The sequence below is a fragment of the Rhizobacter sp. P2_G4 genome (genome assembly GCF_056403575.1).
Window position 1 is genome coordinate 443,768 of sequence record NZ_JBFUFG010000001.1, and the last position, 25,076, is coordinate 468,843.

24 protein-coding genes are annotated in these 25,076 nt (G+C 64.3%); 10 read left to right on the top strand and 14 right to left on the bottom strand.

What is annotated here, in order from left to right:
* The first annotated feature begins 35 nt into the window (after window positions 1-35).
* Window positions 36-644 carry a Crp/Fnr family transcriptional regulator gene (locus AC1DYS_RS02215; protein WP_477895614.1) on the top strand — a complete coding sequence of 203 codons (609 nt, stop codon included), beginning with the start codon at window positions 36-38 and terminating at the stop codon, window positions 642-644.
* A 42-nt stretch (window positions 645-686) separates the two neighbouring features.
* Here AC1DYS_RS02215 and AC1DYS_RS02220 read toward each other — a convergent pair whose 3' ends face one another.
* The 8 genes from AC1DYS_RS02220 to gcl all read right to left on the bottom strand — a co-directional run bounded on the left by AC1DYS_RS02220 (window position 687) and on the right by gcl (window position 10,271).
* On the bottom strand, window positions 687-1,520 hold the full coding sequence (locus tag AC1DYS_RS02220) for a cytidylate kinase family protein (RefSeq protein ID WP_477895616.1): 834 nt from the start codon (window positions 1,518-1,520) through the stop codon (window positions 687-689).
* A gap of 13 nt (window positions 1,521-1,533) precedes the next feature.
* A complete protein-coding gene (locus AC1DYS_RS02225) occupies window positions 1,534-3,063 on the bottom strand; it encodes a tripartite tricarboxylate transporter permease (protein WP_477895618.1) in 1,530 nt (509 codons plus the stop codon).
* A 21-nt stretch (window positions 3,064-3,084) separates the two neighbouring features.
* Window positions 3,085-3,603: a tripartite tricarboxylate transporter TctB family protein gene (locus tag AC1DYS_RS02230; protein ID WP_477895620.1), complete on the bottom strand. Its 519-nt coding sequence runs from the start codon at window positions 3,601-3,603 to the stop codon at window positions 3,085-3,087.
* 99 nt (window positions 3,604-3,702) lie between these two features.
* Complete coding sequence (locus AC1DYS_RS02235) at window positions 3,703-4,725, bottom strand: Bug family tripartite tricarboxylate transporter substrate binding protein (protein WP_477895622.1); 1,023 nt, start codon at window positions 4,723-4,725, stop codon at window positions 3,703-3,705.
* 300 nt (window positions 4,726-5,025) lie between these two features.
* Window positions 5,026-6,228 (bottom strand): oxalate/formate MFS antiporter, encoded by a 1,203-nt coding sequence (gene oxlT / locus AC1DYS_RS02240; protein WP_052197348.1) that lies wholly within the window; start codon window positions 6,226-6,228, stop codon window positions 5,026-5,028.
* A gap of 498 nt (window positions 6,229-6,726) precedes the next feature.
* Window positions 6,727-7,632, bottom strand: a complete 906-nt coding sequence (glxR, locus tag AC1DYS_RS02245) for a 2-hydroxy-3-oxopropionate reductase (protein ID WP_477895624.1) — start codon at window positions 7,630-7,632, stop codon at window positions 6,727-6,729.
* Between the two features lie 39 nt (window positions 7,633-7,671).
* Complete coding sequence (gene hyi, locus AC1DYS_RS02250; protein WP_477895626.1) at window positions 7,672-8,451, bottom strand: hydroxypyruvate isomerase; 780 nt, start codon at window positions 8,449-8,451, stop codon at window positions 7,672-7,674.
* A 26-nt stretch (window positions 8,452-8,477) separates the two neighbouring features.
* Window positions 8,478-10,271, bottom strand: coding sequence for a glyoxylate carboligase (gene gcl, locus AC1DYS_RS02255; protein WP_477895628.1), 1,794 nt, complete (start codon window positions 10,269-10,271; stop codon window positions 8,478-8,480).
* A gap of 157 nt (window positions 10,272-10,428) precedes the next feature.
* On the opposite strand from gcl, the gene AC1DYS_RS02260 reads away from it, so the two are divergent.
* Window positions 10,429-11,337 carry a LysR family transcriptional regulator gene (locus tag AC1DYS_RS02260; RefSeq protein WP_477895630.1) on the top strand — a complete coding sequence of 303 codons (909 nt, stop codon included), beginning with the start codon at window positions 10,429-10,431 and terminating at the stop codon, window positions 11,335-11,337.
* A gap of 61 nt (window positions 11,338-11,398) precedes the next feature.
* The gene (locus AC1DYS_RS02265) at window positions 11,399-11,809 is read left to right on the top strand and encodes an OsmC family protein (protein WP_477895632.1); all 411 of its coding nucleotides are present in this window, start codon (window positions 11,399-11,401) and stop codon (window positions 11,807-11,809) included.
* Between the two features lie 17 nt (window positions 11,810-11,826).
* Here AC1DYS_RS02265 and AC1DYS_RS02270 read toward each other — a convergent pair whose 3' ends face one another.
* Window positions 11,827-12,927 carry a substrate-binding domain-containing protein gene (locus AC1DYS_RS02270; protein WP_477895634.1) on the bottom strand — a complete coding sequence of 367 codons (1,101 nt, stop codon included), beginning with the start codon at window positions 12,925-12,927 and terminating at the stop codon, window positions 11,827-11,829.
* A 133-nt stretch (window positions 12,928-13,060) separates the two neighbouring features.
* Between AC1DYS_RS02270 and AC1DYS_RS02275 the strand changes: the two genes are divergently transcribed.
* The 5 genes from AC1DYS_RS02275 (at window position 13,061) to AC1DYS_RS02295 (ending at window position 18,580) form a co-directional block, all read left to right on the top strand.
* Window positions 13,061-13,528 carry a formate dehydrogenase subunit gamma gene (locus tag AC1DYS_RS02275; RefSeq protein WP_477895636.1) on the top strand — a complete coding sequence of 156 codons (468 nt, stop codon included), beginning with the start codon at window positions 13,061-13,063 and terminating at the stop codon, window positions 13,526-13,528.
* Window positions 13,525-15,087 (top strand): formate dehydrogenase beta subunit, encoded by a 1,563-nt coding sequence (locus AC1DYS_RS02280; RefSeq protein ID WP_477895638.1) that lies wholly within the window; start codon window positions 13,525-13,527, stop codon window positions 15,085-15,087. Before AC1DYS_RS02275 ends, AC1DYS_RS02280 begins: the two co-directional genes overlap by 4 nt.
* A 10-nt stretch (window positions 15,088-15,097) precedes the next feature.
* Complete coding sequence (fdhF, locus tag AC1DYS_RS02285; protein WP_477895640.1) at window positions 15,098-18,007, top strand: formate dehydrogenase subunit alpha; 2,910 nt, start codon at window positions 15,098-15,100, stop codon at window positions 18,005-18,007.
* Between the two features lie 74 nt (window positions 18,008-18,081).
* A complete protein-coding gene (locus AC1DYS_RS02290) occupies window positions 18,082-18,306 on the top strand; it encodes a formate dehydrogenase subunit delta (RefSeq protein WP_477895642.1) in 225 nt (74 codons plus the stop codon).
* A gap of 100 nt (window positions 18,307-18,406) precedes the next feature.
* Window positions 18,407-18,580: a hypothetical protein gene (locus AC1DYS_RS02295; RefSeq protein WP_477895644.1), complete on the top strand. Its 174-nt coding sequence runs from the start codon at window positions 18,407-18,409 to the stop codon at window positions 18,578-18,580.
* Between the two features lie 53 nt (window positions 18,581-18,633).
* Here AC1DYS_RS02295 and AC1DYS_RS02300 read toward each other — a convergent pair whose 3' ends face one another.
* The 4 genes from AC1DYS_RS02300 to AC1DYS_RS02315 all read right to left on the bottom strand — a co-directional run bounded on the left by AC1DYS_RS02300 (window position 18,634) and on the right by AC1DYS_RS02315 (window position 22,647).
* A complete protein-coding gene (locus AC1DYS_RS02300) occupies window positions 18,634-19,563 on the bottom strand; it encodes a LysR family transcriptional regulator (protein WP_477895646.1) in 930 nt (309 codons plus the stop codon).
* Between the two features lie 127 nt (window positions 19,564-19,690).
* A complete protein-coding gene (locus tag AC1DYS_RS02305; RefSeq protein ID WP_477895648.1) occupies window positions 19,691-21,118 on the bottom strand; it encodes an NAD(P)(+) transhydrogenase (Re/Si-specific) subunit beta in 1,428 nt (475 codons plus the stop codon).
* Window positions 21,119-21,200: 82 nt separating this feature from the next.
* Complete coding sequence (locus AC1DYS_RS02310) at window positions 21,201-21,518, bottom strand: NAD(P) transhydrogenase subunit alpha part 2 (RefSeq protein WP_047486359.1); 318 nt, start codon at window positions 21,516-21,518, stop codon at window positions 21,201-21,203.
* Window positions 21,519-21,531: 13 nt separating this feature from the next.
* Complete coding sequence (locus AC1DYS_RS02315; RefSeq protein WP_047486360.1) at window positions 21,532-22,647, bottom strand: Re/Si-specific NAD(P)(+) transhydrogenase subunit alpha; 1,116 nt, start codon at window positions 22,645-22,647, stop codon at window positions 21,532-21,534.
* 139 nt (window positions 22,648-22,786) lie between these two features.
* Here AC1DYS_RS02315 and AC1DYS_RS02320 point away from each other — a divergent pair, with 139 nt between their 5' ends.
* Together AC1DYS_RS02320 and mnmA are read left to right on the top strand one after the other, a co-directional pair.
* Window positions 22,787-23,290: an NUDIX hydrolase gene (locus AC1DYS_RS02320; protein WP_477895651.1), complete on the top strand. Its 504-nt coding sequence runs from the start codon at window positions 22,787-22,789 to the stop codon at window positions 23,288-23,290.
* A 75-nt stretch (window positions 23,291-23,365) separates the two neighbouring features.
* A complete protein-coding gene (gene mnmA / locus AC1DYS_RS02325) occupies window positions 23,366-24,529 on the top strand; it encodes a tRNA 2-thiouridine(34) synthase MnmA (RefSeq protein ID WP_477895653.1) in 1,164 nt (387 codons plus the stop codon).
* On the opposite strand, the gene AC1DYS_RS02330 is transcribed toward mnmA, so the two are convergent.
* Window positions 24,496-25,038: a CAP domain-containing protein gene (locus AC1DYS_RS02330; RefSeq protein WP_477895655.1), complete on the bottom strand. Its 543-nt coding sequence runs from the start codon at window positions 25,036-25,038 to the stop codon at window positions 24,496-24,498. The two genes, mnmA and AC1DYS_RS02330, sit on opposite strands and share 34 nt — an antisense overlap.
* Window positions 25,039-25,076: the final 38 nt, after the last annotated feature.

Sequence of the window (25,076 nt, forward strand, 5' to 3'; positions counted from 1 at the left end):
CAGGACACGGCTCTATTCGGAATGATGGCCACCCCATGACCTTGCTCGCGAACCATCCCGAACGGAAAGTCATCAGCCTCCAGCTCAAGCAGAACGTGGCGCTGGAGGGTCTGAGCGAAGAAGATCGCGCTGAGCTCGAGCCGCATCTCGTCATCGTCGACTGCAACAAGGGTGAGTTCCTGCTGCACCAGGGTGTGCGCGAGATGGAGCAGTACTTCATCCTCGACGGCATCTTGAAGCGCGTCGTCTCCAACAAGGAGGGCAAGGAAATGATCCTGCGCTTCGCCGACGAGCGTGACATGGAGACGAGTTACGCCGCCATGCGCCTGGGCACGCCCACACCGTATGGCATCGTCTGCGTGACCAAGGCGCGCGTGGCCAGCTTGCCGCTGAAGGAGTGGATCGCGTTCCTGAACCGCCACGCTCCGACCAAGGAGCTGTTCGAGTACTACGTTATGCGCGGCATGAGCGAAATCATGGCCCACACCATCACACTGCACCTGCTCGACGCGCCCGGCCGCCTGGAGCGGTTCATGCGCAAGCACCCCGAATTGGTCGACCGCATTCCGAGCAAGGAACTCGCGTCCTACCTGAACCTGTCGGCCGAAACCCTGAGTCGGCTGAAGAAGCGCAGCAAGGTTTGAAGTCATTGCATCACCTGCGTGCCTGAGCTTCGGCCGATAGGATCAGTACTTGGCCGAAGCGAAGCGTCTCGAGCTCGCCATCAAGCGCAGCTGGTTGTCCACGCTCACCACACCGGCCACACCGGCCGCCACGAGTTCGGCCTGCGAACGTTCCTCGTTGTTCAGCACGATGCCTTGCAGCGTGACCTTGCCTTGGTCCGCGTTCACGGTGATGCTGATGTCGTCCGTGGCGGCGTGGTCCTTGAAGGCCACCTGAATCCGCGCTTCGAGCGTCATGTTGGCCAAGAGCGCCTTGGATTGCGGCGTCTCGGCGAACTCCGGGCGGCGCACCAGCGTTGCGATCTGTTCGACGCAGCTCTCGACCGAGATGCGGTCGGTGTTGAGCACGAGGTCGTAGAGCCGCGGGTCACCCCAGGTCACGCCGTACAGGTCGTTCATGCGTGAGCTGTGCGCCTGGTCGCTGCGGCGAATCTCGGCTTCGGCGAACTCGGCGTCGTCGGTCTCCAGGTGTTCCATCAGCCACTCCACGCGCTTCTTCATCGAGCGCGTGACCCGCACGCACACGACGTGCGGCACCGGGCGCAGCAGGCAGGTCGCGCCCCAGCCGCGCAAGACAACGTTGCCACGGTCGGCCAGCGCGAACAGCTCTTCGGCGGTGTAGAGCGCCACACTGCTCTGATCCGTGGTCAGGCGTTCCACCACGCCGGCCTTGCCGCCGCGCAGGCGGTGGATCAGGCTCTTGGGCACGTTCATCTTCTCGGCCACCCGGTCGACGACCTCGTGGCGCATGACCGCGAGGTTCAAGGTCTGCGCGAGCTGCAGTGCAACGTCTTTGGCGAGCGAACCCATTTCCTGGGTCATTGCGATCACTGGCATGGCAGCTCCTTCGTCAGTCCACAGGGCGCTCGGCGGCGAACTCATCGGGCTTGGCTGGCTTGATCAGCGCAATGCCCTTGGAGATCAGCGGCCAGAACAGCAGCGTCAGTGCCAGCGTCGTGATGCCGCCCACCAGCGGGTTGGAGAACATGATCCCCACGTCGCCCTGCGACACCAGCATCGCCTGCCGGAACGAGTCTTCGGCCTTGTCACCCAGCACCAGCGCGAGAACGAGCGGCGCCAACGGGATGTCCAGCTTCTTGAAGAGGTAGCCCGCGACACCGAAGCCCAGCATGAACCAGATGTCGAGCATCGCGTTGTGAACGGTGTAGGCGCCGATCGCGCAGATGACGATGATCACCGGCGCAATGATCGAGAACGGAATGCGCAGGATCGATGCGAACAACGGCACGGTGCTCAGCACGACGATGAGGCCGACCACGTTGCCGAGGTACATGCTGGCGATCAGCCCCCAGACGAAGTCTTTCTGTTCGACGAACAGCAATGGCCCGGGTTGCAAACCCCAGATCAGCAGGCCGCCCAGCAGTACGGCCGCAGTCGGCGAGCCGGGAATGCCGAGCGCCAGCATCGGCAACAGCGCGCTCGTGCCGGCCGCGTGCGCCGCGGTCTCCGGCGCGATCACGCCCTCCATCTCGCCGGTGCCGAACTTCGGACCCTTGCGCGACATCTTCTTCGCCAAGCCGTAGCTCATGAACGAGGCCGGTGTGGCACCGCCCGGGGTGATGCCCATCCAGATGCCGATCAGCGAGCTGCGCAGCGAGGTGACCCAGTACTGCGGCAGCTGCTTCCAGGTCTGCAGCACCACCTTCGGGTCGATCTTTGCGCTCTTGCCGGAGAACTTCAGCCCTTCTTCCATTGACAACAGGATCTCGCCAATGCCAAAGAGGCCGATGACCGCGATCAGGAAGTCGAAGCCGCGCATCAGCTCGGGCTGGCCGAAGGTCAGCCGCAGCTGGCCGGTCACGGTGTCCATGCCGACCGACGCCAGCGCGAAGCCGAACGCCATCGATACCAGGATCTTGAACGGCGACCCCTTGCCCATGCCAACGAAGCTGCAGAAGGTCAGCAGGTACACCGCGAAGAACTCGGGCGAGCCGAACTTGAGCGCGAACTTCGCCACCAGCGGCGCCAAGAAGGTGATCATGATCACCGCCACCAGCGCACCGACGAACGACGAGGTGAAGGCCGTCGTCAGCGCCGCGCCGGCCTGGCCTTTCTGCGCCATCGGGTAACCGTCGAACGTGGTGGCAACCGACCACGGCTCACCGGGAATGTTGAACAGGATCGAGGTGATCGCCCCGCCGAACAACGCACCCCAGTAGATGCACGACAGCATGATGATGGCCGAGGTGGGCGACATCGTGAACGTGAGCGGCAGCAGGATGGCCACGCCATTGGCGCCGCCCAGCCCGGGCAGCACGCCGATCAGCACGCCCAGGATGATCCCCACGAACATCAGTCCGATGTTCATCGGGGTCAGGATCACAGAGAAGCCCTGCAACAGGGCGCTGATTTCTTCCATTTCGCGTGTGCTCCGGGAGTGTCAGTAGCCGAGGAAGCGCAGGGGATCGAGCGAGCCTTTGAACAAAGGCACCTTGAACCACACTTCGAACATGAAGAAGAACAGCGTGTTGACGACCAGCGCCGCCACGATGCTCTTCACCCATGAGTACTTGCCGAGAATGATCATGAACAAGGCGATGTAGATCGCCGAGGCCACGTACAGGCCGAGAAAGCCGATCGCCAAAACGTAGACCGTGGCCGGCAGCAGGACGGACATCACCCGCTTGATCTGCACGGTGTCGACGAACACCTTGGTGTTCTTGTTCTTGCTGATGAGCGACTGGTACAGCATGCCGCCGCTCGAGACGGTGATGATCACGCCGATGATGAAGGGGAAGTAGCCCGAGCCGGGGCCATCGGTCGTCCAGCCGGCGCCGAGCCGACGGCTCTCGACGATCACCACGATGCCGACCAGCAGCAGCAGCGCCGCCACCACGGCTTCGACGTAGCAGGTGGCTACGCCGACGCCGGTGCCCTCGGTGTTTTCTTCGTTGTTCATGCGACTCCTGTGAGGAAGGTGAGGTCACACGCGCGCGGCACCGTTGCCAGCCCAGCGCGCGTCGCGAGGGGCTGGCTGCTGTGCTCCGCCGGTACCCGGTTACTTGGCGGCGAGGAAGCCGGCTTCGGTCATCAAGGCGCGGTGAGTCGCCTCGGCCCCTTCAAGCCACTTGGCGAACGGAGCGCCGGTCATGAAGGTCGGATTGAAGGCGCCCTTCTCGAGGTACTCCGCCCAATCGGGCGTGGCGCGCACCTTGGTCAGCAGGTCGACGTAGAACGCCGTCTGCTCCGCCGTCACGCCCGGTGCCATGAAGATGCCGCGCAGCATGGTGTAGTCGGTCGGCACGCCGGCTTCCTTGCAGGTGGGAATGTCATTCCACGACTGCGTGTCGGTCACCTTGGCCTTGAACGGCATGCGCTCGTGGTCGAACACGCACAGCGCGCGCAGCTTGCCGGCACGCCATTGCGCCACCGCCTCGATCGGGTTGTTGACCGTCGAGTTCACGTGGCCGCCCACCAGCTGCACCGCCACCTCGCCGCCGCCCTTGAAGGGCACGTAGATGAACTTGGTGCCGGTCGCCTTCTCGATGGCGACCGTGATGATCTGGTCTTCCTGCTTGGAGCCGGTGCCGGCCATCTTGAACTTGTTCGGGCCGGCCGCCTTCACCGCAGCGATGTAGTCCTTGGCCGTCTTGTAGGGCTCGTCGGCGTTGGTCCACAGCACGAACTGGTCGAGCGCCAGCATCGCGACGGGCGTCATGTCCTTCCAGTTGAAGGGCACGCCGGTGGCGAGCGGCGTCGTGAACAGGTTCGACAGCGTGATGATGATCTTGTGTGGATCGCCCTTCGCCTCCTTGACCGACAGGAAGCCCTCGGCGCCAGCACCACCCGACTTGTTGACGACGATCAGCGGCTCCTTCATCAGCTTGTGCTTGATGACGATGCCCTGAACCAGGCGCGCCATCTGGTCGGCGCCGCCGCCCGTGCCTGCAGGCACCACGAATTCAACCGGCTTGGTCGGCTCCCAGGCCAGGGCGGGTGCCGCGAAGGCGAGTGCCAGCAAGGCACCGAGGCAGTGGCGAACCACTCGGGGCTGCGAGCGCGAAATGAGGCTCTTGATCATGTTTGTCTCCTGTGTGTCTAGGGTGCGATTCGCTTTGAAAAGCGTTATGAAATCTGCTGTTTCAATGCTGCGACCGAGTCTCGTGGATTCAGCTTGATCGCGGTCAACTTTTCGGGATTGCCATATCAGGGTTGATACGAATCTAAACCCGAAATAAACAAGATCACTCGGTCCAGCAAAGGCTTGGCGAGCCTCCAGCGTGCACAGAGAAAGTGCCACACCCAAGTGCGCCGGCCCGCTGACGCACACCCCGATCAGGTGCACGCCAGCGGGCCGGCGCGGGGAACAGCGGGGGCTTCTTCAGGCCGACTTGTTCATGTGAGCGCGCCGCATGGGCCGCAGCACGAACCAGGCCATCAACGCCGCCGCCGCATTCATCAGGCTGGCGACGATGAACACCGTCTCCCAACCGCCGGTCGCCGTGGCGAGCACGCTCGACAAGGGAACCAGCAGCGACGCCGTGCCCTTGGCCGTGTACAGCATGCCGGCGTTGGCCGCTGCGTACTTGGATCCGAAGGTGTCGGCGCAGGTCGACGGGAAGAGGCTGTAAATCTCACCCCAGGCGAAGAACACAAGGCCGGTGAGGATCACGAAGGCGATCGGGTTCTGGCCGAACTTGTAGAGCAGCAGGATGCCGACGGCTTCGAGCGCAAAGGCGATGAACATCGTCTGCTCACGGCCGATCTGGTCAGACACCCAGCCGAAGAACGGTCGCGTCAACCCGTTGAGCACGCGGTCGATCGCCAGTGCGAAGGTCAGTGCCGGCAGCACCAGGCCCATGATGTTCACCGGCACATCGCCGATCTTGAAGTCCTTGGCGATCGGGCCGAGCTGGGCCGTGGCCATCAGGCCGCCGGCGGCGACCATCACGAACATGGCGTACATCACCCAGAACACCGGCTTGCGCACGATCTCGGTCGGGCTGTAGTCGCGCTTGGACTGCTGCACGTTGATCTCGGCCGACTTCTTCGGGTGCTCGGGAGCACGCGTCAGCGCCCAGGAGATCAGGAAGACGATCAGGCCCTGGCCGATGCCGAAGTACAGGAAGGCCGCTTCGTAGCCGCTCGACTTGATGAAGGCCGAGATCGGCACGATGGTCAGCGCCGAACCGGCACCGAAGCCCGCGGCAGTCAAGCCTGCCGCAAGCCCTCGTCGATCCGGGAACCACTTCAGCGCGTTGCCGACACAGGTGCCATACACAGCACCGGCACCGACACCGCCGACGGCCGCGGCGATGTAGAGCATGGTCAAGGAGTCGGCGACCGAGTTCATCGCCCAGCCGAGGCCGCACAAGATGCCGCCGACCAGCACCACCGGGCGCGGGCCGAAGCGGTCGACCAGGTAGCCCTCGATCGGCACCAGCCAGGTTTCGGTCAGCACGAAGATCGTGAACGCCACCTGAATGGCGGCACGGCTCCAGCCATGCTTGTCAGAAATCGGGTTGACGAACAGAGTCCACCCGTATTGCAGGTTAGCAATCATGGCCATGCAGACGATGCCCATGAGGAGCTGACCCCACCGGTAGGCAGGACTTCGAGCCGTGGCGAGTGATCCGCTGGCGCTGCCGGGCGCTGGAATGGTGGCAGATGAATGACTCATGGCGAAGCTGTCCTTTGTCTCTGTGTGGTGGGGTGGACGATGTCGAAGCGCTGAGATCCGGTCGTTCCACTCTTCGGCGGACTCTGTCGGAAACGTGTTGTCACGCGCGCATTCGAAACAAATTTCACTGTCGGAGGGTTGCGCTTAAAAACTCTTGACGCGGGTCAACTTTGAAAAAAACGGCATGCTCGTTGTCCCTAATACATGCCGCGGTTGTGAACGAGAAATGTCATCGAACGCTCGTGTGCGTCGATCGCAATCACATGAAAATTGGCGACGCGCGCACGCGTTTTTCTACGGTGTTCGCGTGAACAGGCAGTGCCTTGCGCTCGCGCAGTCTTTGCATGAAAGCAGCGGCGTTCTTCGGACCGCTCACCGCCATCGGCGACCTGAACGCGCGGCTCAGTCGGGCTGCTGGCCGACTTCGAAGTTGGCGAGCTTCTCGAGCGCGCGCACCATCGCCGAGTGGTCCCAGCCCTTGCCGCCATGCGCTGCGCACGAGTTGAACAACTCCTGCGCGGTCGCGGTGTTGGGCAGCGAGACGCCGAGCGCGCGAGCGCTGCTCAATGCGAGGTTCAGGTCCTTCTGGTGCAGCTCGATGCGAAAGCCCGGGTCGAAGGTGCGCTTGATCATGCGTTCACCATGCACCTCGAGGATCTTCGACGACGCAAAGCCGCCCATCAGCGCCTGTCGCACGCGGGCTGGGTCGGCGCCTGCACGCGACGCGAACAACAGCGCTTCGGCCACCGCTTCGATGTTGAGCGCCACGATGATCTGGTTGGCCACCTTGGCGGTCTGACCATCGCCGTTGCCGCCCACCAGCGTGATGTTCTTGCCCATCAGCTCGAACAGCGGCTTCACCTTGTCGAAGGTCTCCGGCGGGCCGCCGACCATGATGGAGAGCGTCGCGTTCTTCGCGCCCACTTCGCCACCCGAGACCGGCGCATCGAGGTAGTAGCAGCCGATGAGGTTGATCTTCTTCGCGAAGGATTTGGTCGCGATCGGCGAGACGGAACTCATGTCGACCACGGTCTTGCCCTTGGACAGGCCTGCCGCCACGCCGGTCTCGCCGAACAGCGCCAGCTCCACGTCGGGCGTGTCAGGCACCATCAGGAAGACGATGTCGGCACGCTCAGCCACGCCGCGGGCGCTGGTGCACACGGTCGCACTGGTGTCGGCGACGCCGGGTGGAATCTTGCCGAGCGTGTGGACGAAGAGCTGGTGGCCGGCTCGGATCAGGTGCCCGGCCATGGGGCCACCCATGATGCCCAGGCCGACGAAGCCGAGCTTGAGAGGTTGCGATGTCATTCGTGTCTCCGTTTTGCTTTGAGTGCTTGTCTCGAAGGCCTATTGCGCCAGGCCCTGGCGCCAGCCAAGGCCCGCTTCAGTCGTCGTGGCAGGCTTGTATTCGCAGCCGATCCAGCCCGAGTAGCCGATGCGGTCGAGGTGCGCGAACAGGAAGGTGTAGTTCATCTCGCCGGTGCCGGGCTCGTTGCGCCCCGGGTTGTCGGCCAGCTGGATGTGGCCGATGCGCGCGAGGTGCTTCTGCACCGTGGCCGCCAGCTCGCCTTCCATGCGCTGCGCGTGGTACAGGTCGTACTGCACGAAGGCGTTGTCGGCCCCCACCTCGTCGAGGATGTCGATCGCCTGCTGCGTGCGGCTGAGGTAGAAGCCCGGAATGTCGTAGGTGTTGATCGGCTCGATCAGCAGCTTGAGCCCGGCATTGCCGAGTTCGCGCGCGGCGTAGCGCAGGTTCGCAACGAAGGTGCTGCGCAACGCCGCCTCGTCGGCGCCCAGCGGTGCCTTGCCGGCCAGGCAGTTGAGCTGCCCAACGCCGAGTACCTTCGCGTACTCGACGGCGCGCGCGACGCCGGTTCGAAACTCGTCCATCCGCTCGGGCAGGCAGGCGATGCCGCGCTCACCCGCGGCCCAGTTGCCGGCGGGCAGGTTGTGCAACACGAGCTTGAGCTTGTGACGATCGAGCAGTAGCTTGATGGTGTCGGGCGCGAAGTCGTAGGGGAACAGAAACTCCACGGCTTGGAAACCAGCCTTCGCCGCGCGTTCGAAGCGCTCGAGGAACGGTACCTCGTTGAACAGCATGGTCAGGTTGGCGGCAAATTTCGGCATGGCGATGTCTCCGGGTTCTGTGCGGGTCAGTCGAGCAGCGCGAGTGCGGTTGGCACGTCGGCGCGCGTCTTCGCGAGCTCTTCGAACTCGTTGATGTTGTCGATCTCGGTGCCCATGGCGATGTTGGTCACGCGCTCGAGAATCACCTCGATGACCACCGGCACGCGGTGCTCGGCCATCCAGGCGCGCGCCTTCTCGATCGCAGGGCCCATGTCTTCGGCGCGCTCCACACGCACGGCCTTGCAGCCCAGGCCTTCGGCCACCTTCAGGTGATCGACGCCATAGCCCTTCACCGACACATCGCTCTCGGGCGTGTTGATGTTGTCGAAGCCGAGCTGGACGCAGTAGTCCATGCTGAAACCGCGCTGCGCCTGGCGAATGAGGCCGAGGTAGCTGTTGTTGACGACGATGTGGATGTACGGCAGCTTGAACTGCGCACCCACGGCCAGCTCTTCGATCATGAACTGGAAGTCGTAGTCGCCCGACAGCGCGACGATCTCGCGGTTCGGGTCGGCCGCCCGCACGCCCAGCGCGGCCGAGCCGGTCCAGCCCAGCGGGCCGGCCTGCCCGCAGTTGATCCAGTTGCGCGGCTTGTAGACGTGCAGGAACTGCGCACCGGCAATCTGGCTCAGGCCGATGGTGCTGACGTAGCAGGTGTCTTCGCCGAACGCGCGGTTCATGCACTGGTAAACGCGCTGCGGCTTCATCGGCACGTTGTCGAAGTTGGTCTTGCGCTGGTAGTCGATGGAGCCCTTGCGTGCGAGGCACTCGTCAGCCCACTCGCTGCGGTCACGCAGCTTGCCGGCCTTGAGCCATTCGTTCGCCACCTCGACGAAGAGCTGCAACGCCAGCTTCGCATCCGACACGATGCCGAAGTCGGGCGCGAACACGCGGCCGATCTGCGTGGGCTCTATGTCGACGTGAACGAACTTGCGGCCCTTGGTATAGACCTCCACCGAACCGGTGTGGCGGTTGGCCCAGCGGTTGCCGATGCCGAGCACGAAGTCGCTCGCGAGCATGGTGGCGTTGCCATAGCGATGGCTGGTCTGCAGGCCGCACATGCCGGCCATCAGCGGGTGGTTGTCGGGAATGGCGCCCCAGCCCATCAGCGTGGGGATCACCGGCACGCCAAGGATCTCGGCAAACTGCACCAGCAGCTCCGACGCATCGGCGTTGATGATGCCGCCGCCGGCCACGAGCAGCGGGCGGTCCGATGCGTTGAGCATCTCGAGCGCCTTCTCAACCTGCCTGCGGCTGGCAGCCGGCTTGTAGACCGGCAGCGGCTCGTAGGTGTCGATGTCGAATTCGATCTCGGCCATCTGCACGTCGAACGGCAGGTCGATCAGCACGGGGCCGGGCCGGCCGGAGCGCATCAGATGGAAGGCCTGCTGGAACGCACGCGGCACCTGTGCCGGCTCCAGCACGGTCGTGGCCCACTTGGTGACGGGCTTGGCGATCGACTGGATGTCGACCGCCTGGAAGTCTTCCTTATGCATGCGCGCACGCGGCGCCTGACCGGTGATGCACAGGATCGGGATCGAGTCGGCTTGCGCCGAATACAGCCCGGTGATCATGTCGGTGCCGGCGGGGCCGGAGGTGCCGATGCACACACCGATGTTGCCGGCCTTGGCGCGGGTGTAGCCCTCGGCCATGTGTGACGCGCCTTCGACGTGGCGGGCCAGCACGTGGGCGATGGATTCGCGTTCGCGCAGGGCGGAGTAGAGCGGGTTGATCGCCGCGCCGGGGATGCCGAAGGCCTGCGAAATGCCCTCCTTCTCCATCACGAGCACAGCAGCCATCACGGCTTTCATTCGGGCCATATCAGTCTCCTTTTTGACCACCGAAAAGTCGGTGGCGACTTGTCTTGAAATCGTCGAGGCCATGGTCGGCGCTGGTTTCGACTCTGTGAATCCAAGTCAGGGGATATCTGATATTCCGTGCAGGAATGGCCTTCGCGTTTGCGCCTACATTGCGCGCATGGACCGTGTTCAAGGCATTCGTCTCTTCATCCGCGTCGTCGAAACGGGCTCGTTCAGCAAGGCTGCATCGGACCTCGGGCTCACGCAGCCCACCGCGACCAAGCACGTGGCCGAACTCGAGCAACGGCTCGGCTCGCGCCTCTTTCATCGCAGCACACGCGGCGTCACGCCCACCGAGATCGGCACGCTGTACTACGAGAAGTGCTGCGTGATCGCACGCGAGCTCGAAGAGGCGGACAACCTCGCCGCGCTGCTGCAATCGCGCGTGCGCGGCACCTTGCGCATCAGCACCTCGGTGGCCTTCGGGCGGCGCGTGATGGTGCCGCTGGTGCTGCGCTTCATGCGCGAGCACCCCGACATCCAGGTGGACCTGAGTTTCGAAGACCGCTACGTGAACCTGATCGAGCAAGGCATCGATGTCGCCTTGCGCATGGGCCGCCTGGCCGACTCGTCACTCGGCGCGCGTTACCTCGGCGCCAACCCGTGGGTGATGGTCGCAACGCCCGCCTACCTGGCCAAGCGCGGCACACCGAAGACACCGCATGATCTTGCGCAGCACGACGCGCTGATCTACAGCACCGTGCAAGGCGACGAACGCTGGCACTTCACCGGTGCCGACGGCCAGCCGATGCCGATCCCGGTGAAGGGCCCGCTGCGATCGAACAACCTCTCGGCGCTGCTGGCCGCCACGCGCGCGGACCTGGGCCTGGCCACACTGCCCTGGTACGTGGCGCACGACTCGGTGCAAGAAGGCGTGGTGGTGCCGGTGCTGGCCGACTGGGCCTTGCCGGCGCAGGAGATCCATGCCGTGTACCCGTCGCCGCGCCTCGTGCCCACCAAGGTCAGCGGCTTCGTGAAGTGGCTCGAAGGGCAATTCCCGGAATCATGGTGGAGCCGCGCGCATTGAGCGAGCACGTGGGCAGAGAGCGAGTGGCACAGTCGACAACCCGAACCCGAAGGAGCTTTGCATGACGATCACGGTGACGCGCGACACGAGCGCGAAGATGAAGCACACGGTAGCGATACGCCAGCACGCGTTCGCGGTCGACGAACCCGAGTCGAACGGTGGCGAAGACTTCGGGCCGACGCCGCATGAGCTGTACGACAGCGCGCTCGGCACGTGCAAGGCGCTGACCACGCTCTGGTACGCCAAGCGCAAGAACATTCCGGTCGACGGCATCGAGGTGAGCATCGAGCGCGATGACAGCGAAGAGCGCCAGGGCAAGTACCGCTTGAAAGCGGTGATGACGCTGACTGGCTCGCTCACCGAGGCGCAGCGCCAGGAGCTGCTCAACGTCGCGTCGAAGTGCCCGGTGCACCGGTTGATGACGACCGTGACGACCGAGGTCCAGACCGAGCTGAGCCCGCTGCCTGCCTGACGCGGGCGGCGCGCGGTTCAGCCGCGCCGCTTCTTCGCAACAGGTGTTTGCAGCGCCTCGAAGGCTTCGTCCAGCTCGATGACTGTCCCGCAGTCGCGGGCTTCGTAGCCCGGCAGCCGGTCGACGGCCTGCTTGAACTCGTCGCCACGCAGGATCTCGAGCATCTGCTGCATCACCGGTGCGTCGAGCGAACGCTCGTCGCACAGCAGGAAGTAGCGCTCGCTCTGGCTCGGCACGAAATCGAGCTTGAACTGGCGCGCAGGCGTCTCGACGCCATAGCCCACATCGGCCATGCCACTGGCCACGAAGGCCGCCACGGCGGCGTGCGTGAACTCGCATTGCTCGTAGCCCTTGATCCGCGCCGGGTCGATGCCCTCCTTGCGCAGCAGCATGTCGAGCAGCAGACGCGTGCCCGAGCCGGCCTGCCGGTTGATGAAGCGCACGCCGGGCCGAAGCAGGTCTTTAAGTCCGTAGATCTTCTTGGGGTTGCCCGGCGCGACCATCATCCCCTGGTGGCGCCAGGCGATGTTGATGAGCTTCTGCGAGCCGACGCTCAGCCACTGGCGGTAGAACTCGACAACAGGCGTTTCGAACTCGCCCTGCGGCACATGGAAGCCGGCAGCATCGCAGGTGGCGTTGTGCAGCGAAGCCAGCGCTTCGACACTGCTGCAGTACTTGAGGTCGTTCGGCAGCTCGGCTGCAACCAGCGCGTGGTGAAGCGTCTGCATCGCGAAGCCGTGGCTCGCATGGATGCGCAACAGCGTCGGCACGCGCGCCAGCACCTTCTGGATTTCGGCGCCCAGCTCCGAAGCCAAGGAGTCCAGCACCGGCGACAGGCGCGCCGTGATGCGCTTGTCGGCCCACACGAGCCGCTCGCCCAGCGGCGTCAGCTTGGAGCCCTTGCCGCGCTCCATCACCATCAGCGGCTCGCCGAACAGGGCCTCGCCCTGGCGGATCAACTCCCATGCATGGCGGTACGAGACCCCGAGAGTGGTGCACGCGCTGGCGAGGCTGCCTTGCTCATGCACGCCGACCAAAAGGCTGATGGCGCGCGGTGCCAGGGCGGTTCCACCGGCTTGGCGGATGGTCCATTGCTGCTTGATCGTGACTTCGTGCATGAATCGGAGTAAATATGTCCGCCACAGCATATTACAACGACCCTCTGCGCCATATTGCGGCGCAGGAGGCGCGTCCATAGACTCCGCCGGACTTGCCCTCAGAGGCTCCACCGAGACATGCCCACAACAGCCTATGAATGACAGCACCGACATTGCGCGATCGATCGCCGCCACCCATAAGAATGTGCCCGGTGGGCTGATGCCTGCCCTGCATGGAATCCAGGACGCGCTGGGCCATATTCCCAAGGATGCGGTCGCCGCGATCGCCAGCGAATTCAATCTTTCACGCGCCGAAGTGCATGGGGTAATCACTTATTACCACCACTTCCGCAGCGAGCCTGCGGGTAAACATGTAGTCCATATTTGCCGCGCCGAAGCGTGCCAGTCGATGGGCGCCGACGCGTTGCTCGCGCATGCCAGCAAAACGCTGGGCTGCGGCGTTCACGGCACCTCTGTAGACGGTGTGTTCACGCTGGAACCGGCGTACTGTCTCGGCATGTGCGCATCGTCGCCCGCCGCACTCATCGACGATGAGCTGCATGCGCGCCTCACACCGCAATCCTTCGACGAACTGGTGGCGCAAGCCCGGAGCGCAACATGAGCGACAGCATCACCGTCTACGTCCCCCGCGACTCTGCCGCTCTGGCCGTGGGCGCCGATCGTGTCGCACGCGCCATTGCGGCCGAAGCGACTGCGCGTGGCCTGTCCGTGAACCTGGTGCGCAATGGCTCGCGCGGCATGTTCTGGCTGGAGCCGCTGGTTGAAGTGCTAACGCCTTCCGGCCGTGTGGCCTACGGCCCGGTGACGACGAAAGACGTGGGGGCGTTGTTCGACAGCGGCTTCCTGCAAGGCAGCGCGCATGCCTTGCAGCTCGGCCTCACCGACGAGATTCCGTACCTGAAGAAGCAGGAGCGCCTGACCTTCGCGCGCATGGGCATCACCGACCCGCTGTCGCTCGCCGACTATCAAGCGCACGAAGGCTTCGCCGGCCTGCGCCGCGCGCTGACGCTCGCCCCGACAGAAATCGTGCAACAGGTGCTCGACGCCGGGCTTCGCGGGCGTGGCGGTGCAGCCTTCCCGGCCGGCATCAAGTGGAAGACGGTGGCGGCCACACCGGCCGAGCAGAAGTACATCGTCTGCAACGCCGACGAGGGCGACTCTGGCACCTTCTCCGATCGCATGACGATGGAAGGTGACCCGTACATGCTGATCGAAGGCATGACGATCGCCGGCATCGCCACCGGCGCCACCATGGGCTACATCTACGTTCGCTCGGAGTACCCGCACGCCATTGCTGTATTGAACGCAGCCATCGGCCATGCCGAAGCCGCCGGCTTCCTGGGTGCGGACGTGCTCGGTTCCGGCAAGCGCTTCAGCCTCGAAGTGCGCAAGGCCGCCGGCTCCTACGTGTGCGGCGAAGAGACCGCCTTGCTCGAAAGCCTGGAGGGCCGCCGCGGCATCGTGCGCGCCAAGCCGCCGCTGCCGGCCATCGAAGGCCTGTTCGGCAAGCCGACCGTCATCAACAACGTGATCACGCTGGCCACTGTGCCCATCATCCTGGCGCGTGGTGCCGACTTCTACAAGAACTTCGGCATGGGCCGCTCGCGCGGCACGCTGCCGTTCCAGCTCGCCGGCAACATCTTGCAAGGCGGCCTGGTCGAGAAGGCCTTCGGCCTCACGCTGCGCGAGTTGCTGTATGACTTCGGCGGTGGCAGCGCATCGGGCCGACCAATCAAGACGGTGCAAGTGGGCGGGCCGCTCGGCGCCTACGTGCCCGAATCGCAGTGGGACATCCCGCTCGACTACGAGGCCTATGCCGCCGTCGGCGCGGTGGTCGGCCACGGCGGGCTCGTGGTGCACGACGACACGGCCGACATGTCCAAGCTAGCGCGCTACGCGATGGAGTTCTGCGCCATCGAGAGCTGCGGCAAGTGCACACCCTGCCGCATCGGCTCGACGCGCGGCGTCGAAGTCATCGACAAGATCACGCTGAACCAAAACCGCCCGCAGCAGGAGAAGCTGCTGCGCGACCTGTGCGACACCATGCTCTACGGCTCGCTCTGCGCCATGGGGGGCATGACGCCCTACCCGGTGCTGTCGGCGCTCAACTACTACCCGCAAGACTTCGGTCTTGAGACGCCTGCCGAAAAAGCGGCCTGAAGGAAACACCATGCTGGATCATCTGAAAGAGACCGACTACGGCACACCGCGCCGCGAATCGGAACAGGAAGTCACGCTCGAGATCGACGGCAACGAGGTGACGGTGCCCAAGGGCACGTCGCTCATGCGCGCAGCCGTCGATGCGGGCATTCAAGTGCCCAAGCTCTGCGCCACCGACAGCCTGGAGCCCTTCGGCTCCTGCCGCCTGTGCCTGGTGGAGATCGATGGCCGCAAAGGCTTCCCGGCGTCGTGCACCACGCCGGCCGAAGCGGGCATGAAGGTCCGGACGCAGACGCCCAAGCTGCAAGAGCTGCGCAAGGGCGTGATGGAGCTGTACATCAGCGACCACCCGCTTGATTGCCTGACCTGCAGTGCCAACGGCAACTGCGAGCTGCAGGACATGGCCGGCGTCACTGGCCTGCGCAACGTGCGCTACGGCTTCGACGGTGCCAATCACCTGAAGGACCAGAAGGACGAGTCCAACCCGTACTTCACTTACGACCCGAGCAAGTGCATCGTCTGCAACCGCTGCGTGCGGGCGTGTGAAGAAACGCAAGGCACCTTCGCGCTGACGATCAGCGGGCGCGGCTTCGAATCGCGCGTGTCGGCCGGCCAGAACGAATCGTTCATGGAATCGGAGTGCGTGAGCTGCGGTGCCTGCGTCGAAGCCTGCCCCACCGCCACGCTGCAAGAGAAGTCCGTCATCTGGATGGGCCAGGGCGAGCACAGCGTGACCACCACTTGCGCCTACTGCGGCGTCGGCTGCGGTTTCAAGGCCGAGATGAAGGGCAACGAGGTCGTGCGCATGGTGCCGTGGAAAGACGGCAAGGCCAACGAAGGCCACTCGTGCGTGAAGGGCCGCTTTGCCTGGGGCTATGCCTCGCACAAGGACCGCATCACCACGCCGATGATCCGCAAGAGCATCAGCGACCCGTGGCAAGAAGTGAGCTGGGACGAGGCCATCAACTACGCCGCCAGCGAGTTCAAGCGCATCCAGGCGAAGTACGGCCGCGACTCGATCGGTGGCATCGTCTCGTCACGTTGCACCAACGAAGAGGGCTACCTGGTCCAGAAGTTGGTGCGCGCGGCCTTCGGCAACAACAACGTCGACACCTGTGCCCGTGTGTGCCATTCGCCCACCGGTTATGGCTTGAAGCAGACGCTGGGTGAATCGGCCGGCACGCAGACCTTCAAGTCGGTCGAGAAGGCCGACGTGATCGTCGTCATCGGTGCCAACCCGACCGACGGCCACCCGGTGTTCGCCTCGCGCATGAAGAAGCGCCTGCGCCAAGGTGCGAAGCTGATCGTCGTCGACCCACGCAAGATCGACTTGGTGAAGTCGCCGCACGTGCAGGCCGACCTGCACCTGCCGCTGCGTCCGGGCACCAACGTGGCCGTGGTCACAGCGATGGCGCACGTGATCGCGACCGAAGGCTTGCTCGCGAACGAGTTCATCGCCGAGCGTTGCGAAGACAAGGCCTTCCGCGAATGGCTGGAGTTCGTGTCGCGCCCCATCAACTCGCCCGAGATGATGGAAGAGATCACCGGCGTGCCGGCGGCCGACATGCGCAGCGCCGCACGGCTCTATGCCACCGGCAACATCGAAGGCAAGCTGACCGGCAAGCGCCCGAACGGCGCGATCTATTACGGCCTGGGCGTGACCGAGCACAGCCAAGGTTCAACGATGGTGATGGGCATTGCGAACCTGGCGATGGCCACCGGCAACGTCGGCCGCGAAGGCGTGGGTGTGAACCCGTTGCGAGGCCAGAACAACGTGCAGGGCTCGTGCGACATCGGCTCGTTCCCGCATGAGCTGCCGGGCTACCGCCACGTGTCGGACACGACCACGCGCACTCAGTTCGAACAGGCGTGGAACGTGGAACTGCAGGCCGAGCCGGGCCTGCGCATCCCGAACATGTTCGACGCCGCACTGGCCGGCACCTTCATGGGCCTGTATTGCGAAGGCGAAGATATCGTCCAGTCGGACCCGAACACGCAGCACGTCGCACACGCGCTGTCGTCGATGGAATGCATCGTCGTTCAAGACCTCTTCCTGAACGAGACGGCGAAGTACGCGCATGTGTTTTTGCCGGGCTCGTCGTTCCTCGAGAAGGACGGCACCTTCACGAATGCCGAACGCCGTATCTCGCGCGTGCGCAAGGTCATGCCGCCGAAGGCTGGCCTGGGTGACTGGGAGGTGACGGTCAAGCTGTCGAACGCGCTCGGCTACCCGATGAACTACACGCACCCCGAGCAGATCATGGCCGAGATCGCGGCGCTCACGCCCACGTTCACCGGCGTGAGCTACAAGAAGATCGACGAGCTTGGCAGCGTGCAATGGCCATGCAACGACGCAGCCCCAGAAGGCACGCCGACGATGCACATCGACAAGTTCGTGCGCGGCAAGGGCAAGTTCATCATCACGCAGTACGTGGCCACCGACGAGAAGGTCACGCGCAAGTTCCCTCTGCTGCTGACGACGGGGCGCATCCTGTCGCAGTACAACGTGGGCGCGCAGACGCGTCGCACCGAAAACAACCAGTGGCACAGCGAAGACCGCCTCGAGATCCACCCGCACGACGCTGAAGAGCGTGGCGTGAAAGATGGTGATTGGGTCGGCATCCAGAGCCGTGCCGGCGAGACGGTGTTACGGGCGATCGTCAGCGAGCGCATGCAGCCGGGCGTGGTCTACACGACCTTCCACTTCCCCGAGTCGGGTGCCAACGTCATCACCACCGAGAACTCGGACTGGGCGACCAACTGCCCCGAGTACAAGGTGACGGCGGTGCAGGTGATGCCGGTGATGCAGCCTTCCGGTTGGCAGAAGGAATACAGCCGCTTCACGGAAGTGCAGGAACGCCTGCTGGCCGAGCGGCACAAGGCCGGTGCGACGCCGGCGATTGCCGTCCCCGCCAAGTAACGCTGGACCCAGCTGATGCGCGACCTCACGGGTCGCGTGTCGGGCCAACCTGTGCTCTCACGAGACCCCTCTCTATGCAACCTGATCACCTCATCCGCATGGCCAACCAGATCGGTGGCTTCTTCGAAGCCATGCCCGATCGTGCCGAGGCCACGATGGACCTGGCGCAGCACATCAAGAAATTCTGGGCCCCTCGCATGCGGCACGCCCTGCTCGGACACGTCGACCGGGAAGGCGATGGCGAACTCAATGTGATGGTGAAGCAGGCGCTCTTGCAGCACCGCCAAGTGATTCAGTGATTTCTGTCGCGACATAGGCGGCCGGCTGGCCCGGCGCCAGTTGAAAAACTAAGTAGTTTCCCTATAATGGTAAACACTGAATTTCAACTGGAAAGCCACCATGTCGAACACCGCTGCTCAGACCCAACTGCCTGCTTCGCAAGTCCAAACCGGCGACCCATTGCGCGACATGATCGCCGCGATGCCGATCGTGCTGCTGGCCAAGGCCATCGGTTCGATGTTTCAGCAAAACAGCAGCGTTCGCGCGTCGGTTCAAGGTTCTGCAGCCAACTGATTCGGCTGAGCAGAAAGCCCTGCGCTCTCTGCCTGTCCGCCAACGCTGACCTGTCAGCTTGATGGATTGAACGGGACGATCTGCGAGATCAGCGATGCGCCATCGCTGAGCAGAAAGTCCTTGAACGCCTGAGCCACCGGCGGCAGGCGTTTGTTACGTCGATGCAAGACGTACCAGTGCAGCATCAACGGGAAGCCTTGAACGTCGAGCACGCACAGGCTGCCGGCCTTCAGCTCCTGGCTGATGGTGTGCGCTGACAGAAAGCTCACTCCCATACCGGCGATCACGGCCTGCTTGATCGTCTCGGTGCTGCGGATCTCCATCGCGATGTTGATGTCGCCCAGACTGCGGCCGAAGCCCTCTTCCATCGAGTGCCAGGTGTCCGAGCCCTTTTCGCGAACGACGAAGGGCTCGCACAGTACCGACTCGACCGAGATGTTCTTCTTGCCAACCAGCGGGTGGCCGGGCGCAGCCAGGATCACATAAGGGTGCGGCGCAAAGTCTTCGTGGACGATGTCGGGGTCCGACGGTGGCCGGACCATGATCGCCAGGTCGACCAGGTTCTCGGCGATGTGGGCCAGCAGCTCTTCGCGGTTGTGAACCGTGAAGTTCAGCGTCACGCCACGGTGCCGGCTCGCAAACTCGACCAGCAGCCGCGGAAAGAAGTAGTCACCGGCGCTGATCACCCCGACGTTGAGTTTGCCGCCCGAGACGCCCTTGAACTGCGCCATGGCGTTTTCCGCCACCTCGAACTGCTGGATGATCGTGCGGCTGATTTTCAGCAGCTCGATGCCCGCCGGCGTCAGGTAGATCTTCTTGCCGAACTGCTCGAACAGCACGTTGCCGGCATGCTCTTCCAGCTTGCGCACCTGCGTCGAGACGGCAGGCTGAGTCAGATGCAGCTCTTCCGCAGCACGCGAATAACTCAGCAGGCGCGCCACCGCTTCGAATACCTTCAACTGACGCAGCGTGGCGTTTTTCATCGATGGCTGCCGCGTGTCGAATCAAGCGAGCTGCAAGCCGCGCCCCATCAAGCAACGCCCCAGGGACGGGTCTCCCGGCCCAATGGGTGGCGCCCCTTGGGGGCAGGAGCGAAGCGACTGGGGGGCTCTATTCAATGGCTTTAACCATGTCCTCGACGACTTTCTTCGCATCGCCGAACACCATCATGGTCTTGTCCATGTAGAAGAGTTCGTTGTCGAGGCCGGCGTAGCCCGCGGCCATCGAGCGCTTGTTGACGATGATGGTCTTGGCCTTGTAGGCCTCGAGGATGGGCATGCCGTAGATCGCGCTGCCCTTGGTGTGCGCGGCAGGGTTCACCACGTCGTTGGCGCCCAGGATGATCGCGACGTCGGCCTGGCCGAACTCGCCGTTGATGTCTTCCATCTCGAACACCTGGTCGTAAGGCACCTCGGCCTCGGCCAGCAGCACATTCATGTGGCCCGGCATGCGGCCCGCCACCGGGTGGATGGCGTACTTGACGGTGATGCCCTTTTCGGTGAGCTTGGCGGCAAGCTCCTTCACCGCATGCTGGGCGCGCGCCACGGCCAAGCCGTAGCCTGGCACGATGACCACGGTCTCGGCGTTGCCGAGCACGAAGGCGGCGTCGTCGGCGCTGCCGCTCTTGACGGGGCGCTGCTCGGTGGCACCGCCCGTCGCAGCAGTAGCGTCACCGCCGAAGCCGCCGAGGATGACGTTGAAGAACGAGCGGTTCATCGCCTTGCACATGATGTAGCTCAGGATCGCGCCCGACGAGCCCACCAGCGAGCCGGCAATGATCAGCATGCTGTTGTTCAGCGAGAAACCGATGCCGGCCGCCGCCCAACCCGAGTAGCTGTTGAGCATGGACACCACGACCGGCATGTCGGCCCCGCCGATCGGGATGATGATCAGCACGCCCATCACGAAGGCCAGTGCCAGCATCGCGAAGAACGCGCCCCAGCTGCCGGTGAACATGAAGGCGAGGCCGAGGCCGATCGTGAGTACGCCCAGCACCAGGTTCAGCACATGCTGGCCCGGAAACACCACCGGCGCGCCCTTGAACAGGCGGAACTTGTAGGTCCCCGAGAGCTTGCCGAACGCGATCACCGAGCCGCTGAATGTGATGGCGCCGATGGCTGCACCCAGGAACAGCTCCAACCGGTTGCCCGTGGGAATCGGGTCGCCCGCAGCGTGCACGATCTGGAAAGCCACCGGCTCGGCCACCGCCGCCACAGCGATGAACACGGCCGCAAGACCGATCATGCTGTGGAAGAACGCGACCAGCTCCGGCATCTTGGTCATCTCGACCGTCTTCGCGCGGTAGGCGCCATACGCGGCACCGGCCAGCAGGCCAAGCAGCACCCAGCCGAGCCCGAGCGGGTTGCCCTGCGCGAGCTTGACGATCAGTGCACCGGTGGTCACCACAGCGATCGCCATGCCGACCATGCCGAACAGGTTGCCGCGAATCGAAGTCGTCGGGTGGCTCAGGCCCTTCAAGGCCTGGATGAAGCAGACGCTGGCGATCAAGTAAAGCAGCGTGACCAGATTCATGCTCATGACTGTTGACCCCCTGTTGCGGCGTACCGCAGCAGCCCCCCGCGGGGGCATTCGCCTGACTTGAGGCGGCTCGGCGTCTGGCTCATTTCGGCTCCTCCTTCACGACCTTCTTCTCCTTCTTGCGGAACATCTCGAGCATGCGTCGCGTCACGAGAAAGCCACCGAACACGTTGACGGCCGCGAGCGCCACGGCGAGCACGCCCATGATCTTGCCCAGTGGTGTTTCGGTGCCGGCCGCGGCCAGCATGGCGCCGACGATCACGATCGCAGAGATGGCGTTGGTCACCGCCATCAGCGGCGTGTGCAGCGCGGGTGTCACCGTCCAGACCACGTGGTAACCCACGTAGATGGCCAGCACGAAGATGATGAGATTGGTAATGGTCGGCGAGATGATGTCCATGGTCTTCTCCTCGTCACTTTCTCTTCACTTCGCCGCCCTGCGTCATCAGGCAGGCTGCCACGATGTCATCGTCCATCGGCACGTTGAACGTGCCTTCCTTGGTGATCACGAGCTTCAGGAAGTCGAGCACGTTGCGCGCATAGAGCGCGCTGGCGTCTGCTGCCACCAGGGCAGCGAGGTTGGTCTCGCCGACCAGCGTGACGCCGTGTTTGACGACCGTCTTGTTGGCTTCGGTCAGCGGGCAGTTACCGCCTTGGGCCGCGGCCAGGTCGACGATCACCGAGCCCGGCTTCATGGCCTTGACCATCTCTTCGGTCACCAGCACCGGCGCCGCGCGGCCCGGGATCAGCGCGGTGGTGATCACGATGTCGGCTGCCGCCACGCGCTTGGCCACCTCGACCTTCTGGCGGTCGAGCCAGCTCTGCGGCATGGGCTTGGCATAGCCACCGACGCCAACGGCGGCTTCCTTTTCTTCGGGCGTGTCGTACGAGACGTCGATGAACTTCGCGCCCAGCGATTCGACCTGCTCCTTGACGGACGGCCGCACATCGCTCGCCTCGATCACGGCGCCGAGGCGCTTGGCGGTCGCGATGGCTTGCAAGCCCGCCACGCCGACGCCAAGGATCACCACGCGCGCTGCCTTCACCGTGCCGGCTGCAGTCATCAGCATGGGGAAGAAGCGCTGGTACTTGTCGGCCGCGACGATCACGGCCTTGTAGCCGGCAATGTTGGCCTGCGAGCTCAGCACGTCCATGCTCTGGGCACGCGTGGTGCGCGGCGCGGCCTCGAGCGCAAAGCTCGTGATGCCGGCGCCGGCGAGGCGTTGCAGGCCGTCGCGGTCGAAGGGGTTGAGCATGCCGACAAGCGCAGCGCCCGTGGTCATCAGGCTCAGCTCCGAATCGAGCGGTGAACGCACCTTGAGCACCAGGTCAGCAGCGAACGCGCCCGCCTGGTCGGTGATCTCCGCGCCTGCAGCCACGTAGGCTTCGTCGGTGGCACTGGCGGATACGCCGGCACCGGACTGGATGCGCAGGGTGTGGCCCTGCGCCTTGAGTTTCTTGGCCGTTTCAGGCGTCACGGCCACGCGTGTTTCGCCGGCAACCGTCTCGAGCGGTACCCCAATCAACATGGATCTGCCTCCTCAGTCGTCGGCACGGGATGATCAACTTGCGCCGAGCTTACAAAAACACGAGAGCCTAACGCATCGCGCACGTTTCGTCGTTGATTCGAATACGTCCTGTCGACACGGGCCGCTACCATCTGAACCCATGTCTGACCGTTGGAAGCCCAGTGTCACCGTGGCGGCGATCGTCGAGCGCATCACCGATGGCGTGAGCCGTTTTCTGTTGGTTGAAGAACACACCGCCGAAGGCCTGAAGCTCAACAACCCCGCCGGCCACCTGGACCCTGGAGAGTCACCCGAGCAAGGCGTGGTGCGCGAGGCACTGGAAGAAACTGCGTGCGCGTTCACACCTCAGTGCGTCGTCGGCCTTTACCTGTCGCGCTTCCAGCGGCCGAGCACCGGCGAAGACGTGACCTACCTTCGCATCGCCTACGCCGGCATGGCGAGCGAGCCGGACCCAGAACGCCGCCTCGATGAAGGCATCGTCCGCACGCTGTGGATGACGCTCGATGAGTTGCATGCCAGCCGCGAACGCCACCGCAGTGCGCTGGTGTTGACCTGCATCAAGGACTATCTGGCTGGCAAGCGCTACCCACTGTCGCTCGTGACGGCGGACGCCACGCTGTACTCGCCCGAGATCAAGCAGTAGCTCGATGTGATGGGATCACGGTGACCCCAAGTCCCTGCGCGCCCGGCGCCAACCCCGCAGACCTAAAATTCGGCCATGAGCAAACAGCGCGTCGTCGTCGGCCTGTCTGGCGGTGTCGATTCCGCGGTCAGTGCACACCTGCTCAAGCAGCAGGGCCACGAGGTCATCGGCATCTTCATGAAGAACTGGGAAGACGATGACGACGACGAGTACTGCTCGTCGCGGCAAGACTTCATCGACGCCGCGAGCGTGGCCGACGTGCTCGGCATCGAGATCGAACACGTGAACTTTGCGGCCGACTACAAGGACCGCGTGTTCGCCGAGTTCTTGCGCGAATACCAGGCGGGCCGCACGCCCAACCCCGACGTGCTGTGCAATGCCGAGATCAAGTTCAAGGCTTTTCTCGACCATGCGATGCGGCTTGGCGCTGAGAAGATCGCGACCGGGCACTACGCGCGCGTTCGTGAGTTGGACGGTCAACACCAGCTGCTGAAGGGCCTCGACCCGCTGAAGGACCAGAGCTACTTTTTGCACCGGCTCACGCAATCGCAACTGAGCAAGACGCTCTTCCCGGTGGGCGAGTTGCCGAAGACCGAGGTGCGCCGCATTGCCACCGAGATCGGCCTGCCGAACGCGAAGAAGAAGGACTCGACCGGCATCTGCTTCATCGGCGAGCGGCCGTTCCGCGAATTCCTGAACCGCTACCTGGCCAACAAGCCCGGCCCGATCAAGGACGACCGCGGCCGCACGGTGGGCGAGCACGTAGGCCTGAGCTTCTACACGCTGGGCCAGCGCAAGGGCATCGGCATCGGCGGGCTGAAGGAGCGCGGCGCCGCCAAGGGCGGCAACGAACACGCGCCGTGGTTCGTCGCGCGCAAAGACATGGCGGCCAACACGCTCTACATCGTGCAAGGCCACGCCCACCCCTGGCTGCTCTCGAACACGCTGGAGGCCGATGACCTGAGCTGGGTGTCGGGCCACGCGCCCGTGGCTGGCGACGTGGCAGCAAAAACGCGCTACCGCCAAGCCGACGCGGCCTGCGCCATCTCATCGTCTGCTGAACGCATCACGCTGCAATTTGCGAAGCCGCAATGGGCCGTCACGCCGGGCCAGTCGGCGGTCGTGTACGACGGCGAGGTATGTCTGGGCGGCGGAGTGATCGCCACTTCGGCCGCTGCGGAAGCTGAACCCGCCGCGCCGCACACTCAGCGCGGCTTGGCGAGCTCCATCGCCCAGTAGGTCTTGAACGCGCTGCCGCGCACGCCCGGCGCGCAGCCCACGCCGAATTCGCTCACAGCCGGGTTCATCAGGTTGGCGCAGTGGCCCGGGCTCGCCTGCCAGCCGGTCATCACCTCGGCGGTACCCGGGTAGTTGCCCGCCACGTTCTCGGCGAACACCTGCCATGTGTAGCCGGCCGCCGTGGCGCGATCGGCCGGCCCGCGGCCCTTGGCATCGGCGTGTTCCACCTCGTTGCGCGCTGCCATGCCTTGCGCGTGTGTGAAGGCCAGGCGCGCCAGCGTGTCGTTCCAACGCAGCGGCGCGGCTGGGCCGAAACTTTTGGCACCGCAGCGTTGAGCCGAGGCGCGGAAATCGTTGACGCGTTGGAGCAGATCGGGTTGGAAGCGTGCGAAGCCGCACGTGCCAGCCTGCACGGCAGTCTTCGGTGATACGTCCGCGGCGCAGGCAGCAGCGCAGACCAGCACGGCGCTGGTGGCGCCAAGAGCGCGCAAGGTGGAAAACGAAGGCATGCGCGCAGGCTAAACGCAAGTACGCAGGCCTGTGAGCT

Bases quoted from the DNA above. Each gene is read 5' to 3' on its own strand.
- AC1DYS_RS02215 (WP_477895614.1), top strand. From the start codon at position 36: ATGACCTTGCTCGCGAACCATCCCGAACGGAAAGTCATCAGCCTCCAG.
- AC1DYS_RS02220 (WP_477895616.1), bottom strand. From the start codon at position 1,520: ATGCCAGTGATCGCAATGACCCAGGAAATGGGTTCGCTCGCCAAAGAC.
- AC1DYS_RS02225 (WP_477895618.1), bottom strand. From the start codon at position 3,063: ATGGAAGAAATCAGCGCCCTGTTGCAGGGCTTCTCTGTGATCCTGACC.
- AC1DYS_RS02230 (WP_477895620.1), bottom strand. From the start codon at position 3,603: ATGAACAACGAAGAAAACACCGAGGGCACCGGCGTCGGCGTAGCCACC.
- AC1DYS_RS02235 (WP_477895622.1), bottom strand. From the start codon at position 4,725: ATGATCAAGAGCCTCATTTCGCGCTCGCAGCCCCGAGTGGTTCGCCAC.
- oxlT (WP_052197348.1), bottom strand. From the start codon at position 6,228: ATGGGCATCGTCTGCATGGCCATGATTGCTAACCTGCAATACGGGTGG.
- glxR (WP_477895624.1), bottom strand. From the start codon at position 7,632: ATGACATCGCAACCTCTCAAGCTCGGCTTCGTCGGCCTGGGCATCATG.
- hyi (WP_477895626.1), bottom strand. From the start codon at position 8,451: ATGCCGAAATTTGCCGCCAACCTGACCATGCTGTTCAACGAGGTACCG.
- gcl (WP_477895628.1), bottom strand. From the start codon at position 10,271: ATGGCCCGAATGAAAGCCGTGATGGCTGCTGTGCTCGTGATGGAGAAG.
- AC1DYS_RS02260 (WP_477895630.1), top strand. From the start codon at position 10,429: ATGGACCGTGTTCAAGGCATTCGTCTCTTCATCCGCGTCGTCGAAACG.
- AC1DYS_RS02265 (WP_477895632.1), top strand. From the start codon at position 11,399: ATGACGATCACGGTGACGCGCGACACGAGCGCGAAGATGAAGCACACG.
- AC1DYS_RS02270 (WP_477895634.1), bottom strand. From the start codon at position 12,927: ATGCACGAAGTCACGATCAAGCAGCAATGGACCATCCGCCAAGCCGGT.
- AC1DYS_RS02275 (WP_477895636.1), top strand. From the start codon at position 13,061: ATGAATGACAGCACCGACATTGCGCGATCGATCGCCGCCACCCATAAG.
- AC1DYS_RS02280 (WP_477895638.1), top strand. From the start codon at position 13,525: ATGAGCGACAGCATCACCGTCTACGTCCCCCGCGACTCTGCCGCTCTG.
- fdhF (WP_477895640.1), top strand. From the start codon at position 15,098: ATGCTGGATCATCTGAAAGAGACCGACTACGGCACACCGCGCCGCGAA.
- AC1DYS_RS02290 (WP_477895642.1), top strand. From the start codon at position 18,082: ATGCAACCTGATCACCTCATCCGCATGGCCAACCAGATCGGTGGCTTC.
- AC1DYS_RS02295 (WP_477895644.1), top strand. From the start codon at position 18,407: ATGTCGAACACCGCTGCTCAGACCCAACTGCCTGCTTCGCAAGTCCAA.
- AC1DYS_RS02300 (WP_477895646.1), bottom strand. From the start codon at position 19,563: ATGAAAAACGCCACGCTGCGTCAGTTGAAGGTATTCGAAGCGGTGGCG.
- AC1DYS_RS02305 (WP_477895648.1), bottom strand. From the start codon at position 21,118: ATGAGCATGAATCTGGTCACGCTGCTTTACTTGATCGCCAGCGTCTGC.
- AC1DYS_RS02310 (WP_047486359.1), bottom strand. From the start codon at position 21,518: ATGGACATCATCTCGCCGACCATTACCAATCTCATCATCTTCGTGCTG.
- AC1DYS_RS02315 (WP_047486360.1), bottom strand. From the start codon at position 22,647: ATGTTGATTGGGGTACCGCTCGAGACGGTTGCCGGCGAAACACGCGTG.
- AC1DYS_RS02320 (WP_477895651.1), top strand. From the start codon at position 22,787: ATGTCTGACCGTTGGAAGCCCAGTGTCACCGTGGCGGCGATCGTCGAG.
- mnmA (WP_477895653.1), top strand. From the start codon at position 23,366: ATGAGCAAACAGCGCGTCGTCGTCGGCCTGTCTGGCGGTGTCGATTCC.
- AC1DYS_RS02330 (WP_477895655.1), bottom strand. From the start codon at position 25,038: ATGCCTTCGTTTTCCACCTTGCGCGCTCTTGGCGCCACCAGCGCCGTG.